The 18,002-nt window shown below is 43.9% G+C and carries 12 protein-coding genes; 4 read left to right on the top strand and 8 right to left on the bottom strand.

The window, feature by feature from the left end; all coding sequences use genetic code 11:
• Positions 1-16: 16 nt before the first annotated feature.
• The 3 genes from msrB to KFE98_02900 all read right to left on the bottom strand — a co-directional run bounded on the left by msrB (position 17) and on the right by KFE98_02900 (position 2,626).
• Positions 17-463: a peptide-methionine (R)-S-oxide reductase MsrB gene (gene msrB, locus KFE98_02910; protein ID UTW63122.1), complete on the bottom strand. Its 447-nt coding sequence runs from the start codon at positions 461-463 to the stop codon at positions 17-19.
• A 62-nt stretch (positions 464-525) separates the two neighbouring features.
• The gene (locus KFE98_02905) at positions 526-2,025 is read right to left on the bottom strand and encodes a hypothetical protein (GenBank protein ID UTW63121.1); all 1,500 of its coding nucleotides are present in this window, start codon (positions 2,023-2,025) and stop codon (positions 526-528) included.
• Between the two features lie 61 nt (positions 2,026-2,086).
• A complete protein-coding gene (locus tag KFE98_02900) occupies positions 2,087-2,626 on the bottom strand; it encodes a YiiD C-terminal domain-containing protein (GenBank protein UTW63120.1) in 540 nt (179 codons plus the stop codon).
• Between the two features lie 94 nt (positions 2,627-2,720).
• Here KFE98_02900 and KFE98_02895 point away from each other — a divergent pair, with 94 nt between their 5' ends.
• The gene (locus KFE98_02895; protein ID UTW63119.1) at positions 2,721-3,563 is read left to right on the top strand and encodes a helix-turn-helix transcriptional regulator; all 843 of its coding nucleotides are present in this window, start codon (positions 2,721-2,723) and stop codon (positions 3,561-3,563) included.
• A gap of 113 nt (positions 3,564-3,676) precedes the next feature.
• Positions 3,677-4,207: a carboxymuconolactone decarboxylase family protein gene (locus KFE98_02890; protein UTW64626.1), complete on the top strand. Its 531-nt coding sequence runs from the start codon at positions 3,677-3,679 to the stop codon at positions 4,205-4,207.
• 171 nt (positions 4,208-4,378) lie between these two features.
• On the opposite strand, the gene KFE98_02885 is transcribed toward KFE98_02890, so the two are convergent.
• The gene (locus KFE98_02885; protein ID UTW63118.1) at positions 4,379-6,253 is read right to left on the bottom strand and encodes a hypothetical protein; all 1,875 of its coding nucleotides are present in this window, start codon (positions 6,251-6,253) and stop codon (positions 4,379-4,381) included.
• Between the two features lie 167 nt (positions 6,254-6,420).
• Between KFE98_02885 and KFE98_02880 the strand changes: the two genes are divergently transcribed.
• Entirely contained in the window at positions 6,421-9,417 is a 2,997-nt protein-coding gene (locus tag KFE98_02880) for a histidine kinase (GenBank protein ID UTW63117.1), read from the top strand.
• The gene (locus tag KFE98_02875) at positions 9,398-10,132 is read left to right on the top strand and encodes a response regulator transcription factor (protein UTW63116.1); all 735 of its coding nucleotides are present in this window, start codon (positions 9,398-9,400) and stop codon (positions 10,130-10,132) included. The genes KFE98_02880 and KFE98_02875 overlap by 20 nt, the downstream gene beginning before the upstream one ends.
• Positions 10,133-10,525: 393 nt before the next feature.
• On the opposite strand, the gene KFE98_02870 is transcribed toward KFE98_02875, so the two are convergent.
• The 4 genes from KFE98_02870 to KFE98_02855 all read right to left on the bottom strand — a co-directional run bounded on the left by KFE98_02870 (position 10,526) and on the right by KFE98_02855 (position 17,856).
• A complete protein-coding gene (locus KFE98_02870) occupies positions 10,526-11,215 on the bottom strand; it encodes a two pore domain potassium channel family protein (protein UTW63115.1) in 690 nt (229 codons plus the stop codon).
• A gap of 2 nt (positions 11,216-11,217) precedes the next feature.
• Positions 11,218-14,325, bottom strand: coding sequence for an efflux RND transporter permease subunit (locus KFE98_02865; protein ID UTW63114.1), 3,108 nt, complete (start codon positions 14,323-14,325; stop codon positions 11,218-11,220).
• 13 nt (positions 14,326-14,338) lie between these two features.
• Positions 14,339-15,424 carry an efflux RND transporter periplasmic adaptor subunit gene (locus KFE98_02860; protein UTW63113.1) on the bottom strand — a complete coding sequence of 362 codons (1,086 nt, stop codon included), beginning with the start codon at positions 15,422-15,424 and terminating at the stop codon, positions 14,339-14,341.
• 68 nt (positions 15,425-15,492) lie between these two features.
• Entirely contained in the window at positions 15,493-17,856 is a 2,364-nt protein-coding gene (locus tag KFE98_02855) for a TolC family protein (GenBank protein UTW63112.1), read from the bottom strand.
• Positions 17,857-18,002 lie beyond the last annotated feature (146 nt).

The raw sequence follows: 18,002 nt of genomic DNA, 5'->3' as shown, positions 1-18,002 counted from the left end.
TGTGGTGTTTTTTGAGTTAAGAATCCATTTTGTTTAGAGAGACTGCATTGATGCAGTACCGCAATCCACTCGGCTCAGGACCATCTGGAAAAACATGGCCAAGATGAGCATCACACACATTGCAAGTTACTTCCACGCGAACCATTCCAAAGCTTACATCTTTGTGATGGGCTACATGACTTGGGTCGAGAGGCTGGGTGAATGAAGGCCATCCGGTGCCACTCTGAAATTTCTCTTCCGAGTCAAACAAGGGTGTGTCACAACACTTACAGGCATATTTTCCGGGCTCAAAAAAGTTGCACATATCCGAACTATGGGCCCGTTCGGTTCCCTTTTGACGAGTGACATAGAATTCCTCTTCTGTGAGTTGAGCCCGCCATTCTTCATCCGATTTTTCTACCCGATGTGGAGGTGAGGGATTTCCCTTAGTAGCTGTATGTATGATGTCGTTCCAGTTTAACATAGCCCTGTAATTTGGATTTTGACCAAGTTAGTATTTTGATTTTCCAGGAAAGAGAAGTGCCATCAATTTTTACCCGAATTTGTCGCCGAGCTTTCGTAGGTTTCCAGAAAGCGATCAAACAAAGCTTGCTCCGATTGTGGGGTGCCCGTGTTTTGAGTGCTGAATTGAACACCCTGGATAAACTCGGGATGATATTCCAACGGAAAGTGTTCCATGGCGTTCACCAATTGCTGGATTTGCTCGTCATTGGAACCACCAGCAATAGAGTCCGAACGAAGCAACACCATTCCCATTCCCCAGCCTATACCTTCCACGTATTCGGCCTCATGTTCGCCCTGAATAAGCCCGGCCAGACGCTGTGGATCATGTCCAAATTTGAGCGCCAAAACCCATCCTGCCGCTTTTTCACCGCTTTCCTCAGACTTACTTTGATCAAACAAAAGGAGAGAACCGTAACTGCTTAAACCGATAAACAGCACAAGCCCAATCTGCCTGAGTTTACCTGAATTAAGGCCAAGGGTTACGAAGAGTGCCAACAACGGAAGAATGTAACACAGGTGGCGATAGAGAACATAATGGGTAACTGTGGGTGAATTGTGGTAAAACGGACTTAAGGCATACAAACACAAAAAGAGAAAAACCGCCACCAACAGCCAGGAGGGGACTTGTGGTCTGTTTCCCAATTTTACCGCTCTGAGGTAGGCCATTATTCCCCAACCCATCAGGGCCAACCATACATAGCGAATGGGGCGATATACATTTTCCTGATTGGGCACTACGAGAAGAGAATCGGCCAAAGGACCGTACCAAACTTTGTATAGCTGTTTCCAGGTTTCTGGGTCGCTTAGGGTAAACTCCGTTCCCCGAATACTTCCTGAAGGAATTTGGTCGAGCTGAAATCCGGGATCGGCAAAAGTTCTGACCCCTACATGAATGCCTAAAACGATGCTCAATCCCAATAGGCTCCATAGCGCATTCCGAGACCGCGGAGATCGAAAGAACTCGACCAACACGTACACCGGAATTAAGACGACATTGATGTATGAAAACCACACAGCGAAGCCGAGAAACAGACCTATCGAAAGGTGAGAACGCGGAGTGGAATCGGAGCGATGGATCAAATACATCAGTACAAATGGAAAGAGGGAAGCCAGAGAATGCAGACCATAATTGACCGTACCCCATGGAAGAATGATGGGCAAGGCCAGAATGGTCCAAATTCCAAAAATGAGCGCATCTCGTTGTCCAAATACACGGCGTACGATTAACATTTGAATGAGGCGGGAAAAGAAGTCCAACAGAAAGGCAGAAACCACCAAAGAGGGCAGAGGACTAAACCAACCTAAAAACCGACTGAGAAGAGCAATGAAAACGCTTCCACCTTCGTGCGGATAGTGGATCAATTGGTCGTAAGACCAGCTGCCTTCGTCAATGAGAAGTTGCCAGGCCAATTGATCAGGAGCCTGAGTCCAGGGTTCAAAGAGATATCCAAATACGAATCGGACAACGGATCCTAACAAAACGAGGATAAGCAGCTGGATTGCGGGTGGAATAAATCTCATGAAAGGCGAAAATAATTGATTCTATGGAAGCGACCTGTTCGGTGCGGCCAGAGTATAGTATTTAGGATTTTCGCTTTTTTATTTTGTCCTGGTAATACGACCGTTCTGAAACATAAAGGGTTTTGTTGACCAAAGCATGAGTTTTACCCGCTGAATTCTGAAACCGAACCTGGAGGTCAAAATCGACTTCCTTTTGCTCGGCAACATCCTTTTTTATTTGTTCGATTTGATCCGAATTAAGCAGGAATCGGGCGGTTACTTTCTTTTTAATGGGACGAATGAAATGAATTTCAGCTCGTTTGTCCCACACCACATAATCTTTTCCCAGAATGTGAATCAGCTGGAGCATGTAGATGGGATCGAGAGCGGCATAAATACTTCCTCCGAAAACCGTTCCCACATAATTACGTGTACTCCACTTGAGCCGAAGACTAATGTGAACCTCCATCCAATCCCCAGAGATAAACTCCACCTTGGCACCCGTTCGCCGATAGGCCGGAAAGAGGTTGAACTGAAAGCGCTTCCACCGGGATTTTCGGCTCTCCTTTTTGTCTGTCGAAAACTGTTTCATTCGTTTGGCCCAAGATAAGGGTTTCATCATGGAATCTACCGCTCCATTTGGTTAGAAAAATGAGTAGAGATGACTGCTTGCCGTCATTTTGGGAGGGAGAGCCGTTTCTACATTTGTAGTTAAGATGAAATTATACCACCAAGACGAAAAAGAGGGCGGACTCTTTCAAATGAGCGACTTTACCTGCCCCACCGAAAACATAAGAATGAACACCGAACGGCTGTACCGCATTATTTGGGTACTGGAAGATGGCTGTGAGTTTTTGGTGGATACCCTTCCGGTAAAGGTCAATAAGAACCAGCTTATCTTCTTTACTCCTCATAATCAGGTGGAATTTTTATCTGACGAGCACAAGGTGATTTCTCTTTCATTCAATCGGGAGTTCTATTGCATCAACGACCATGATCACGAAGTATCTTGTTATGGTTTCCTGTTTTATGGTTCTACCAGCGCTCCGGTAGTCACACTCGACGAAGAGCAAGCGGAGAGTTTGCATAACCTAATTCAGGTGTTTCGCGAAGAATTTCATTTTACCGATCACATTCAGGGTGAAATGCTCCGTGTATTGCTCAAGCGATTGCTCATTAAAAGTTCTCGGTTGACCAAGCAGCTTCTAATCAATCCTGAAATCAAAGACAGCCAGTTGGATATTGTTCGTCGATTCAATGTATTGGTTGAAATGCATTTTCGGCAAAAGCATCAGGTAAAGGATTATGCGGATCTCTTGTTCAAATCGCCCAAAACACTGTCCAATCTTTTCGCCCAATACAACAGTCAGTCGCCCTTACAAGTGATCAATCAGCGATTGGTTCTCGAGGCCAAACGACTGTTGGCTCATTCGGATAAGACCGTGGAGGAATTAGCCTTCGAATTGGGATACTCCGATGCTGCCAACTTCTCCCGTTTCTTTAAAAAACATGTCGGCGAAAGCCCAATTTCCTTCCGAAAAAGGCAATTAGTAGCCTGATCGGGAAAAATGTACAAGGACTCGGGAAATCCTGCCATTACCTGGGCGCCATAGCCGCCAGATCTTTGTGTCATCAAAATTTTTAACTCTTAAAACACAAAAAGATGAACACTATAACTAAGATCGAAGTACCAACAAAAAATGAAGTGAGCCCTGAAAGCCAAGTGTTGTTTGATCAACTGGAAAAAGGATTGGGAATGGTTCCTAATTTATATGCCGCCATCGGATATTCCAGCAATGCGTTAGGCAGCATTTTGGCTTTCTCCGCTAATGCCGGTAAGGGAACTTTTTCAGCCAAAGAAATTGAAGCCATCAAATTGGCTACCTCCGATGCCAACGGATGTTTGTACTGTAAGTCAGCGCACACGGCTTTGGCAAAAATGGCTGGATTTAGCCAGGAAGAGACTAATGAATTAAGAAAGGCAACCATTGCAGATCCAAAGCTCAACGCTTTAACCTCTTTGGCCAGAGAAGTAGCCAGCAAGGCTGGAAATGTAGATGCTGAAGTTCGTGAGCGTTTCTTCGAATTAGGCTATGACGAGAAAGCCTTGTTTGATTTTCTCGCTGTAGTTATTGCGGTAACCTTCACCAACTATGCCTACGGATTGTCTCAAGTGCCAGTAGACTTTCCTGAAGTGCACTAAGCATTAAATAGATGATGTAATTATTTGGGAGAGCACCTTTTTGGGTGCTCTTTTTTTGTTTTTCGCCATCTCATTTTTCAGGTGAAATGGGAGGAATGGAGTCGAGTTAAATGGAAAACGGCGGCTCCAAAAATGGAAAACCGCCGCCCACATTTTGATTCAAATATCATTTTAATGGATCCAAATTTTCTGGGTATGATTCGTCTCTTGATTTTTGAAAGAAACGCGAATGAGGTAAATACCGGCTTCAACTTCAGGGACCGTGATCATTCGCCCGGCAACATGGATTTGAACCTCTTTTCCTGTCATATCCAGAAGCTTGATCGATTGAGGACTTGCCTCGGAATCTACTCTGTAATTCCGCTCGTCAATTTGCTTGATGGAAATCGGAGAAGCTTGATTGATTTCTGCCACGTCAAGGCTCTTTTTGAAAGAATTGCTTTGACTGTAGTTATTGCAATCTGAATAATCACCTGTAACTGTAATTAAATTAAAAGGCATCGGGTCGAAGGTGAATTTGTCGTTTCCAGGATATTCTGCAAAGAGATAATCCTTGAGGCATAATGCCGAAACTCGAGCTTCAACCGTGTTGTGGCAAGTAGGGAACTCATCCCGGTAGTAACCATAAATATGAGCCCTTGAATCGTCCGTATTTTGACCAAGACCATCGGCTATGGCGTATTCTACACGACCATTATTGTAGTATGCGCCCGTAACATTTTGAATATCGCGGATTGGATTGGTAGCATCATCGGTATGGATGCTGTTAATGGTCAATGATGGGTTGCCCATGTTGTATGGATCCATTTTGAGTCGTCCAATAGAAGTGGAATTGGGTTGGTTGAAAAAATTACTAGGATCATCCAATCTGAAAGTCAGTTTGAAATAGCCGTTATGATCCATCACCTGGAAACTCTCCATGCTCACACCATTTCTGGCTGAGACGGAATATCCGTTAGGTGTGGTCATAAATGAATTGATGTGTAATACACCGGTTTCGTACGGAAGACCCGATGCATTGAGTTTGTTGAAAGTCAAAATACCATGACCAAATCTATAGGGATTGTAGAGAAGGGCTACCGAGCTTTCATCTGTAAACCAGGATCGCCCTTCTTCAAATTCTTTGGAGTAAATCACTTGTCCTTGAGCGATGAAAAGGGAATTGCTTAATGGTTCGTATTTAAATTCAAATATTCCTGTTCCCAATTGACCTTGGGAATAATTAGGACATCCTACAGAGACCGTAGCATGTGGATTGTATAGTCCAGCGACATAAACCGAATGGCCGGTGAAGGCTTTGTTGACCGCTCTTGGAAGAAAATCTATAGGGAATGTTTTGACCCTTTTAATAGAAATAGCACCATTTGGGTCTACTTCAAAGGCTACCGCAAATGGCTTTCTATCTCCAGGCAAATGTGAAAACTCATATTCGCCGATGGCTAAGTAATGAATTCCATCTTCATCGCATTGTTGCACGCCAATTCCTTTGGAGTTCTGAGGAAATATTTGGTCGAATTTGTCATGATTTTGGGTGAAATTCTTGATGTAGATATCAGCCGCACCAGTCTGCAAATTGTAGGTGCCAATGATCATAGATTGGTTGGCGTTGTTTAGGTGACAAACATATTTTCCGGTGAAAACGAGGAGATCGTCATTATCATATCGGAGGCTGTTTATTTTGAGGTAGCCTTCTGGGCAGTCCCCATAGATGAAAGCCGACGGAATTTCGATTTTGCGGCTAAGTATCAAGTTGCCTGAGGGTTCGAACCCTAAAATCCAGGCTCCGATTTCGGAGGTATTAGTCCAGTCTTTGAATTCATCATGTGAAGAATAAGCCATAAATACCGTTCCTTCGTCATAAATCGAATTACTGTTAGTTTGATTGACCACAATCGCATCGGGAGGAACATCAATTCCACTTTTAAAATTTGATGCTTCTAAATAGGTTGAATATTGCCCGGTAGTTTTGATCTTACTCCAGGGTAGTTGGGCCATGGAGCTCAGTCCAAAGGCCATGATTATTAAGGTTAAAATACGTTGCTTCATCGCGTTTATTTTTAGTTGATGAACCAAGTACGTGCGATTCTCGTGAATATCTTTGTTCCGTTTCAAATTCATTGGATATGAGTTCATATTTGCCGTTTATCCCAAAATACCAACGATATTCTCAAAATCACCGTTAGCCCCTAAAACAACTTAAGCGCAAATCAACTTTGGTTACATCTTTCTTTAAAAACCTGGCAAGCTTTGGTCTTTTGCTGGGTATCGCCCTGACTCTCCCAAATTCAGTTACGGCTCAACAGCCTGTACCTCCTATAATCTTTCCATTAACCGAATATGAGGCTCAGTTTAGTGTCTATGATCTGGTGGTGGATCATCATGGATACACTTATTCCTATGGGCCAATTATTACCCGATTTGATGGAGTTGAAGGGAAGTTAATTCGCCACGAAAACCCCAAAACTCGTGGTGCCTTTTATCGGGGATTTAAAGACTATAATGGAAAACCTTGGGGGTGGAGTCGAGATGGTGAAATCGTCTACATAAAAGATGATGTAATTTACGAATACCCAGTTTCAGAAGAGGTCAAAAAACTTTTTCGGAGAGTAATGGAAAAGGTTTATTTTGACTCGCTCGGCACCCTCTATTTTTCACCTCGATTCGTTGGAATGTATTCACTTACTGCTGAGGGTAATCTTGAACAGCAGGTGAAAATGCACGATAAATTCCGAGGATATATTGTTAGTGAACTTCCCGATGGTAGTGTCATGCAATCTTCCTGTGCGAATGTGGTCACAAAAGGTGAATTAATGGAATTGTGGTTTCGCAATTCCGCTGGAGAAATGACTAAAATTGCCGACCTCAATGATAAAGGACCCCATTTCGGATCCTCGTTGATCGATCATCAAAATGGCATGTACACCATCGCTGTAGGTACCAGGAGTATTCTGCAGTTTACCAAGGATTCACTTATTCGAAGCATTCGCTTTCCTCATAAGGTGCTAAAGTTGTTTCTGGACTCTCGAAAGAATATGTGGATTGGGACGGCCAGCCAAGGTATGTTTAGAACCAATGAACGACTCGAAGGATTTACGCAAATTTATAAAGGAGCTCTGGCCGTAGAGGATGAAAGTGAGGATGGAACGCTATGGGTAAAATCGGGTGACAAGGGATTAGGGTATATCGTCAATCCTCAAATTGACCACTATTCTTCACAGAATGACCATCCCGAAATGGAACTAACCACCATGATGCACGAGGTGAATGATACAGTTTATGAATTAAATAAGAGATCTGTAATTCACAAGTTTTATTCGGATACAATAATCCAAATTCAGCGCCCACCATTTCCTAAAGAGTTAAGAGACAGTACACCCAAAACCGTTTTTTATGACACGAATTCCGGACTTCTCTGGGTTGGCTATAGGGGCTATATTTATTCTTGGGATCGATCAAAATGGAAGGGATATAAAGTTCCCAATAAAGATGGAACTAATGCCAGAGTCATTCAATTTGTTTCATCGGATTCTGGTCAACTCTTTGTTGCCACATTTTCCAAAATATTTGAGTTTAGGAATGACTCCTTGAAATTTATAACCCAAAAATTTGGCAACAAGAAAAGGTATTCCATTCTGTCCATATTTCGAGATGATCAAGGTCGATTTTGGGTAGGATGTGAGGATGGATTGTGGATCTATGAAAACGAACAGTGGACGCCCTTTTCCGCACCGGGATATCCTGAAAATAAGCAGCCCGTCTGGTTTGTATTTCAAGCTCTTAATCGTTTATGGATTCAGACGGGTATTTCCGGGGATTTGCTCTATTTAGAAAAGGATTCCGTTCATGTTATGACCAACTCTTCAGGAGAACCTTTCGCCATAAATGGATGGGGCATGAGGGGGAACCAACTTTGGCTTAGGCTCCCTACGAGGAATGCTTTGGTTCAAGTTCAGGATAGTGTGGGAAGCCTAAGGACACGAGATTATTTTCAACCCGGAGTAGCTTTTCGAGCCGTAATTGATAAGGCATTTACTATCACCTCGGATAAAATTTATAATACCTCTGACATTGGAGTGGTAGTTTTTCCTTTTTCCGAGCTTCATACCTCGATGCCCGAACAAAGTCCATTTATCAGGGAAAGTCAGGTGAATTATACGGCCGTTCCGCAAACCGAATTAACCCAATTGAAATACGATGAAAACTCCATTCAGCTATTTGTTGATCAAATCACCTTGGCTGTTATTAAACCTGAATTTCGATACCGACTTATGGGGTATGATACGGTGTGGAGACAATCCTACAATGGAATAATAAATTTCACCAACCTACCTTCAGGAAGTTTTGAATTTCAGTTTCAATCTAGATTAAATAGGAACGTGTTTTGGGCGAAACCCGAAACATTAGCCATTGAAATCGCTCCTCCATTCTGGGAAAGCTGGTGGTTCAGAGTGAGTGCATTTTTGACTTTCTTGGGTGGTCTTTATTTCTTATTTAGCATAAGGGAGCGGCAGATTAGAGCAAAAGAACGTGAGCGAACACAGGTAGCGGTAGAAGTTTCCAGACTCGAACTCCGTGCCCTGAAAGCTCAGCTCAATCCGCATTTCATTTTTAACAGCCTTTCATCGGTTCAATTCTACCTGGCCAAAAACCAACCCCAGGATGCCCAGAGTTACCTTCATAAATTTTCAATGCTGATGCGAAGGGTTCTCGAAAATTCGGAAAGCAACCAGGTTTCTCTGGCCGAAGAATTAAGCCTAATGGAACAGTATATCGAACTCGAATCGGAGCGGTTTGATGGAGAAAAGATTCAATTCAAAACCACCATTGCTGAATTGGATCCACAAGATATTTGGATACCCCCGGCCCTCTTTCAGCCTTATGTAGAAAATGCCATTTGGCACGGACTTCGACCTAAAAAAGGCACTCGCAGCATCGAGATTCGGGTGAAGCGAGCAGGTGGATTGCTCAAATTGGAGATTGAAGACAACGGTATCGGACGAGATGCGGCCCAAGCACAAAGCAACAAAGCCAATTCGAAGCGTTCATTCGGGATGATGATTGCTTCTCGTCGAATTAAAATTATGAATCAGAATAAAGGATTACCCATAGAGATCGTCGATTTAATGAATATGGAAAACCAGCCGGTGGGTACCTTAGTAAGAATAGAATTGCCCTTCCAAACTAAAAAGAATGATAGCACTGATAGTTGATGATGAACCGAAGGCGGCGGAGTACCTGGAAATACTCCTGGAGCAGCACTGTCCAAAATTGCAGGTGGAAGCCGTTATGCATGAGCCCCTTGGGGTATTGAAGATTTTGAATTCTACTCAAATCGATATCCTCTTTCTCGATATTGAGATGCCTGTATTAAGTGGATTTGAATTACTTGAATTGGTTTCCCGAGATAGATTGCCTCAAGTTATTTTTACCACGGCCCATTTGAATTATGCCCTCCAGGCTTACGACTATTCACCCATCCATTTTTTACTGAAACCTATCGATCCCGAAAAACTAAAACTTGCCGTGGATCGAGCTTTCCAGATGGATCAAAAGGAAAAATACAAGGAGGTAAATGAGCTTTTCCGGCAACTGGGAAGAACGAACGGATCGATCACATTGCCTGATGGAAATGACTACCACGTGGTTCCGCTCGACGACATTCAGCGAATTGAAGGTTCAGGCAGTTATTCCACGTTTTACCTCACCGATGGATCCACCAAAGTAGTGAGTAAGCGAATAAAGGTATTTGTAGATGAACTGGAGCAGGCCGGCTTTTTTCGGCCGCATCAGTCGCATCTGGTTAACCTCAATTATGTAAGAAAATTCTCCCGCTCCGATGGGGGATACCTAACCTTGGAAAATGGCGATCATGTTCCAGTAAGTCATGGAATGAGAAATGCCGTGAAAGAGCGTTTGGGAATGTAGCCGTCTTAGTCTTCAACCTCGTGCAGCCAGGATTCCAACCAACCATTTTTGGCGGCAAACAAAACGAGGCCGATGCTGTTTTTTACATCCAGTTTCTCGAGCAATTCACTTCGGTATCCTTTGATGCGGAACAGTTTCCCCGGTGGGTTTAGGCCTGGTATAATTCAGCCACACCCTGGGGTGCAGGAGGAAAGCGGAAAGAATTTTTAAATGATCAGCCTGAGCAGATTGTTACCTACATGAAGGGGTTGTTTTTGACCATCAAAGAGTAGCGTCCTATCCCAATGGATCTTAAATATGGGAAGAAGGTAACCTACAGAATAATAGGAGCAGATCTTGACTGTCCTGTTTCCCGAGGCGCAATTCGCTGAGGGATAGACGGGGCCTTTTTAGCTAATCTTTATTCCGATAAGGAGAGGTCTTTTGATTCAAATATTTACCCACAATCACCGCCATGATAATAACCAGGTAAAACTGCCCCAGAAAACCTAACAATACAGAGGCTTTTCTACCGGAAGGAGATACCGGAACAATGTCACCATACCCAATCGTCATTTCCGTTATAAAGCTGTAGTACAAAAGCTCTTCGGTAATAGTATCTGGAATTCCATTCAAATAGGTTAATCCTTTGAATGAACCGGGTTCAATCAGTTCGATAAACAGGTTGATGAAGAAACCAATTAAACCCAATGAAATGTAGCCCGTGATTAGTCCAAGAATGGTGCTTGAGTTTACTTCAGGTTGACGCCATACCTGCCGAATAATGACGACGCTTACGTAAGAATAGAAGCAAAAAAACACAACCATTCGAATGCCTTTATCCAAGAGATCGAGTGAGGGTACAAAGAATGAAGTAACCGTTACGATGATCGAAAGGATAAGAGCTAATCCAAACAAGCGCATCGTTGTTTTGGACTTGGATAAAATGACCAGGCCCACGGCAAGATTCAAGTGGAAAAACAAGGGTGCCACCACGGTTTCATACCAATAATGAGGCATGAGCATGGAGCCGAAAATGACCAATGTTAAAGTCGCTAAATACCACTCAAAGCGCCTTTCGTACCAGGTTTCGAGCCAGTTCATTCCTAATCGAGCAGGCTTTTGTTGAAGGTGTAATCCCGGAAATCAACTTTATACAATACACTGTAGAAAGATGGAATGAAAACGAGGGTGATAATGGTACCAAACAATAGACCTACCATGATGGTTACAGCCATTGGTTCCCAGGTTTCACCTCCACCCAGGTAGAGAGGGATTAACCCCAATACAGTGGTAAAAGTAGCCAGGAGAATAGGTCTGAATCGCTGCAAACAAGCGGATACCACAGCATCCTGAGGGCTGCGACCCAATTCATTGATTTCCGTATCCATCCGGTCGATGAGTACAATGGCATTGTTGATCACAATTCCGGCAAGAGAAATAACACCCAGGAAGGCCATAAATCCGAAGGGAACCCCAAAAATCAACAAGCCGAGAACCATACCAATTACACCAAGCGGAATGGTGCAGGCAATCATTATCGTTTTGCGATAGGAGTTGAACTGGATGATCAAAAGCATTAGAATGATGAATCCGGAAAGCGGCAAGTACTTAGCAACTGCCCCCATGTTTTCAGAGGTGTTCTCACTATCACCTCCCAGTTTGTAGTGGTAATCCGGACCCCAATTTTCACTTTCGGTTTCCAGCCAGGGAGTGAGTTCGCTCATAATGGCAGAGGCATTTCCATTGGCCGTAATTTGGCTTGATACCACTACGGTTCGATTCAGATTGAGTCGCTTAACCTTGGAATATTGCCATTGAGGAATCAAAGAAGCGACTTGAGATAGCGGTACACTGCTTCCGGAGTTTTGTGCAAATACGTTGATCGAAGCCAGATCGGATAAGGACAATTCGTTGTTCCCTTCACTCAGCATAATGATAGGGATATTTTTATCCTCTTCGCGGTATTCACCGGCTTGAAATCCATCAAGAACGGTTTGTAGCGAAACGGCAATATCTTGATTGGTTACCCCAGCAGCCTGAGCCTTGTTCGGATCGATGGAAACCACCAGTTTCTTTCCTTTTGGTCCCCAGTCATCTTTGATGTTCTTGGTGCCGGAAATTCCGAATAGCTGAGCTTTAATAGATTGAGATATGGCCGACAACTGATCCGGATCGGGACCAGAAATTTTAATCTCCACAGGAGTTCCGCCACCACCACCGGAGAGCTTACTTACCTTGATTTCCGCATCAGGAAATTCTTCAAAACAATAGGCATCCAATTGCTTGATTAATGAACTATTGACTTCAAATGAGGTCGTGTTCACCAGAATATGCGCATAATTGGAATTGGCCTCTTCGGTAGTGTACCCTAAGTCATAAGAGGATGGTCCTTTACCCAAATAGATTGACCAATCGGTAATTCCTTCAGGTCGGTCAGAAGTTGGGACAAGGTTGTCTTGAATAAACCGTTCGATTTCTAAAACGATTTTTTCCGTTTCCTTCAGATTCGTTCCTTCCGGTAAGTTGATGTCGATGGTGATTAAGTTTCGGTCACTATCCGGGAAAAAGACAAAGCTCAATAAGCCAAATCCATAAAAGGCCAAAAAGAGCATGACAACGATGGAGACCAGAACGGATCTTTTCCAGCCCAGGGCAAAAAGAATCAAGGATTTGTACTGCACCTTGAGCCATTGAATGGCGCGATCGAGCAAGCTGGGTTTAGCATCCGCTGATTTGATTTTCAAAAAGAGGACGCAGAACAAAGACAGGATACTCAGAGAGATAATCCAGGAGCAGAGCAAGGCGATAGAAATAACTACGAAAAGAGGTCCCATGATATCACCCATGGTAGATTCGGCCAGGTAAAAGGACAGGAAGGCTGCGGACGTGGTTAGGGTGGAAATCAGCAGAGGGATGAACAGTTCTGAACACGAATCGATGGCCGCTTGTTTGAGCGGTGTTCCCTTTTCGGCTTTCACCATAATAGATTCGGCCACCACAATTCCATTGTCCACCATCATCCCCAGGGCCATGATCAAAGCAGCCAGTGTAATTTGATTAATTCCTACTCCAATCAATCCCATAATCATTAGGGTGCTGATGGTTACCAAAGGAATCAAACTGGCTATTACGAGACCGGTGCGAATCCCCAGGAAAATCAGCATAACCAATAGGACGATCACAATCGCCTGAATCAGGTTGTTGATGAAGTCGTCTACCTTTTGATCGATGTAGTAATCGATGGATGAGGTTCGGAACAATTCGAGGCCGATAGGCAACTTGCTTTGCCAGCGTTGAACTTCCGCATTTACTTCTTCTCCCAGTTTGATGATGTTGGCTCCTTCCTTCAAGGAAATGTGAAGGGATAGAGCATCTTTACCATTGATTCGAACCAATTGCTCGGCAGGATCAACATATCCTTTCTTAACGGTGGTAACGTCTTCCAAAGCTACCACATCACCTGATCCACCTACGGGAATCAGCATGCCTTTGATATCTTCTACGGAGTTAAAGTTACCTGTAGGTTCCAGAGTAATGCGTTCCTGCTCTACATTGATGATTCCCCCGGAGCTCAAAATGTTGGTCGAAGAGATTTGATTTTTCAGCTGATTAGCAGTCAGACCAGCATTGGTCAAACGGGCTACATCAAATTCAATGAATATCCGTTCTTCCTGCACTCCGTTGATTTCCACCTTGGCAGCATCCGATAGCTTGATCAAGTCGTCGCGAATGGCATCGGCAAATTCTTTCATTTCCGAATAGCTGTAGCCGTCGCTGGTAAGCCCCACGGCAATTCCAAATACTTCGCCCAAACCATCGTCACGAAGTTGAGGTGAAACGTTGGCCGGAAGACCTTGAATCATGCTCAGTTTTCGTCGCAATCGATCCCAAACGGCTTGTAAATCTTGTGGAGCTACTTCCATTCGAAGCTCAACCTGAACCACAGAAAGTCCATTTCGAGAGGTACTGGTTACATCCTTCAATTCGGGGAGCTCCTGAGCTACCTTTTCAATTTTATCCGTTACCAATTCCTCTACCCGTTCCGGACTGGCTCCGGGGAAGGAAGTAACAATGCTCGCTACCCGAATGGTAAAGGGCGGCATACTGTCTCGGGACAAGCCTTGGTACATGGCTATTCCCATAACCACCACTGCAATCATGATACTGAGTACAATGCGGTTTTTGGAGATGGAAAATGCTGTAATATTCATAGCAACCCTCGTATCAGTTAAATTTTACTTTTTGTCCGTCTAAGAGGGTTTGAATACCAGCGGTGGCTATCCAATCGCCATTATTCAGGCCTTTTTTGATTTCAAACCCGGAGTCTGAAATGCGGCCAACTTCTACATAAGTCTTACGTGCGATACCGGTATTGTCTCCATCTTTTTCAATGAGAAAAACAAAGTTTCCGCCGCCATCTTCGCCAACCGTTTTTACCGGAACCATCACTCGATTGCCTTGATCAGCATCGCTTTGCCAATGGAAGGAAACCTGAGCGGCCATTCCCGGGCGAATGGATTGAGAAGGTGTTTCTATGGCAATGTCTACCGGATAGGTAGAGGAGTTTTCGGTGACCACCGGCGACACTTCTAACACCGAACCTTTAAAAGCCTGATCGGGTAGGGAAGAGAAGGTGATGGAAGTTTCCATTCCCACCAGCACTTTATTGATCACATTTTCAGGAATACCCAAGGCCACTTTGATTTGCTCTCCAGCGTTCAATTCGGCAAACACATGCCCAGCCGATACCCGTTCGTTAACCCGTCCGTTGGTACTTGCAATAACGCCATCCTTAGGAGCATAAATGAACCCGTACTTGATCTGTTGTTCTTTAATCTGCTTGTTGCGCAAAGCCAACTGATACTGCGATAGAGCCGATTGATAGTTGTTTTTAGCCGATTGATATTCACTCAGCGAGATACTGTTCTTTTCGTACAAAGACTTGCTTCGGTTCAGCTCCGACTGATTTGTATTTAGAGAGGATTCTGCACTTCTCAATTCCGCCTTCGATTTTTCGAAGTCCAGTTCCGCTTCCACGTTGTCTAACCGGGCAATGAGGTCGCCTTTTTTGACCCGCTGTCCCTTCTTCACATTTACACCAACCAAAACGCCGCCGCTTCGAAAGCTGAGTTCAATTTCATCACCGGCCTTTGCCGTACCACTATACGTTCGGTTGGAACCACCATCACTATTGCCCACCACCAGATAGCGAACCGGTCTGATGATTTCTTCTTTCACCGTTTCTTCTTCCGAACAACCGACCATTAGGAACGACCATCCCATGATTAGTATAAATGCATAAAGTTTCATTGTACTCCTATTTAAATTTCTGATGCTTTTCTTCTTCACCGGTTTAAATGTTGAGATCCTCAACCGGATTAATTATCACTGTTAAACTCTAAAAAACGTTTCTCAAAGGCGTCAATCTGCTCAGGTGGAGCTTGTAGCGAAAAGAACCCTACGGCGTATTCCAGCTGAAGTTGTGATTGTATGTATTCGTATACCGATATGGCATATTCCAGCTTAGCCTGCAAAGCCGATTGCTGAGCATCGATGAGCTGGGTGACGGATACGCTACCTTCTTTGTAGCTGTTTTGAATCAGTTCAAAGTTTTTAAGGGCATTTTCAGAAGAGACCCGACTAAATTCAATTCGACTGGTGGCAGTGAGCATGCTCATTACATTGGATCTCACGGCCAATTCTAAGTTCTGATCCAGGCTTTCCCGAGAGTAGTTGAGCTGTTCCAGCTGTACTTGGCTTTGCTGACGAGCTACCCGTCGCCGATTTCCGGTGTATAGCGGATACTTGAGCGATAAGGCTACCTGCCAAGAGTTGTCATTAAAAGTTTGACCTGGCATGGGTTCAGAACCTGCTCCTCCCCTGTAAAGTCGCTGAGCCGTTTGAGCCTGCAGAGCAACGGTGGGGGTATAGAGCAACCTCTTATTCATTTCGTATTGACGTTGTGAGGCCTGGATGTTCTCCAATATCTGGAGCTTGTTGGGGTTGTAATTCACTGCTTCGGAAACCAGAAAATCCATGGTGAAAAGTAAATCCTGTGGAGAACCAATATTCTGTGAAATTGGACCATCACGAAACTGTTGGAAGAGTTGATCATCGATACCGATATCTACAATATCAAAGTTATCCTCCAGGGAATTGGCCAAAAATGTGTTCAATTTATACTTAGCTACAATAACTCTTGACTCGGCTTCCACTACCCGTTGTTTGGCTGAGGCTACCTCACTTTCCCAACGGTAGATGTCAGCTTTGCTCACCGAACCCAAATCGGCCCGAATCCGTGCCAGCTCCAGGTTAGTAGAAAAATTGGAAAGATTTTCCCGTTCAACCACAAGGCGAGTTTTAGCGGTTAGTACGTTGAAGTATTCTAAGTAGGTATCCAACAAAATTTGAAGAACATCAGCTTCGGTATCATAGAGCTGGGCCTTTTGGATGTATTTCGAAATTTTGATGTTGGCTATTACTTCCTCAGAGTAGATGACTTGATTCAAAGAAAGGTTGGCTTCCACAGATTGCTCCGGAGAATCGGCAAAAGCTATACCTCTTTCCGGATTGACTTGAACCGCGTTGCCTCCTAATTCCAGATTTGGGAGAATATTGGAGCGAGCGGTCTTGATATCAAGATCGGCCAGGGTAATGTCTTGTTGCGTGATTTTGATATCGAAGTTGGCTTGAATAGCTTTCTCCATAATTTGATTCAAGGAATACGTGGGTGCATCACTTGCATCCTGCTGAACCAGATTGGCCACAAAAATGATTTCGAAGGGAGGTGAGAACTCCAACCTTCTGGCCGTTTCCATGTTGAGAAAGAGTTCATTGGTAAAGTTGAGATTCACCTGCATGTCTTCTAAAGGTTCACCACTTAGCCATTCATCCACTCGAATTCCCATTCTACGGATTACTTGGGTAAAGTCGTTTTTATCTGATTTACAGGATAAAATGCCATTGTCCACATGCCATTTGCTGGCCGAAAAGGACGGTATGCCTTTTGCCACGAGATCATCTGCAATTTGTTGGATTTCGGAAGGTAGTTTTCCTTCCAACATGGACAAGTATACCGCATCGGTGTTAGGCGGAATTTGAGTCATGGATTTTTCGATGTCGTCGTTTACGGGAACAATGTGAATTTTGGCATTCAGTTGTTGCTCCAGAGAATCCAATAATTTTTCGCCCTTTTCATGGTCAAAGGTTACTTCTGAGGTTCCGTTAACGAGAACGCTAAGCGTTTTGAATGGGGTGATTTTTTGAAATTCGCCCAAATCACTTTTCACGTTGTTAGCCGCCCAGATATAAGTGAAGTTTTTAACCCCCGAAGCGCCATTTTTGTAAGGAATATTTTGTAGATGTGGATCAATGATTCCGACTCCAATGGTAGGTACTTTAAATTCCGACTCTTGCAGGGCCGCCTGCATACTTAGTCCACCAAAAAGCAAAACCACGTCAGAGTTGCTGGCCAATTTGCGGTAGGCCATTTGAAGGCTGCCCTTGGTACTTATTCCTAAGATGCGAAGATCTGAACTTGAACTCACCTTGTGGCCATATCCAGTGATTTCATCCACTTCTGAAATCACTTGGTCCAATATAGAATCCATGGCAGGGGAGGACTCATACTCGGAAAGTATTCCCATTCGAATTTCCTGAGCGCTGCCTTCAAAGCACAGAATCGATAAGCCAATACTGAATAAGATTAGTTTGGCGGTTGAGCGAAAACGCCGATAGTACATTTCTGAATTTTTTTGATGAGAAATTCACCCAAAGCGAAGTGAATTTGCGTAACCTGTTACTAACAAACTTAACTTTTTTATAGATCAAAATCCAGTCCTTTTTTCCGGAATTGGACCAAAATCTACCCTGAAACGAGTAAAGTGTC

Source organism: bacterium SCSIO 12741 (genome assembly GCA_024398055.1).
Taxonomy (GTDB): domain Bacteria; phylum Bacteroidota; class Bacteroidia; order Flavobacteriales_G; family Salibacteraceae; genus SCSIO-12741.
The sequence above is the reverse complement of the archived record's forward strand: the minus strand, read 5'-3'. Positions and strand labels throughout refer to the sequence as shown.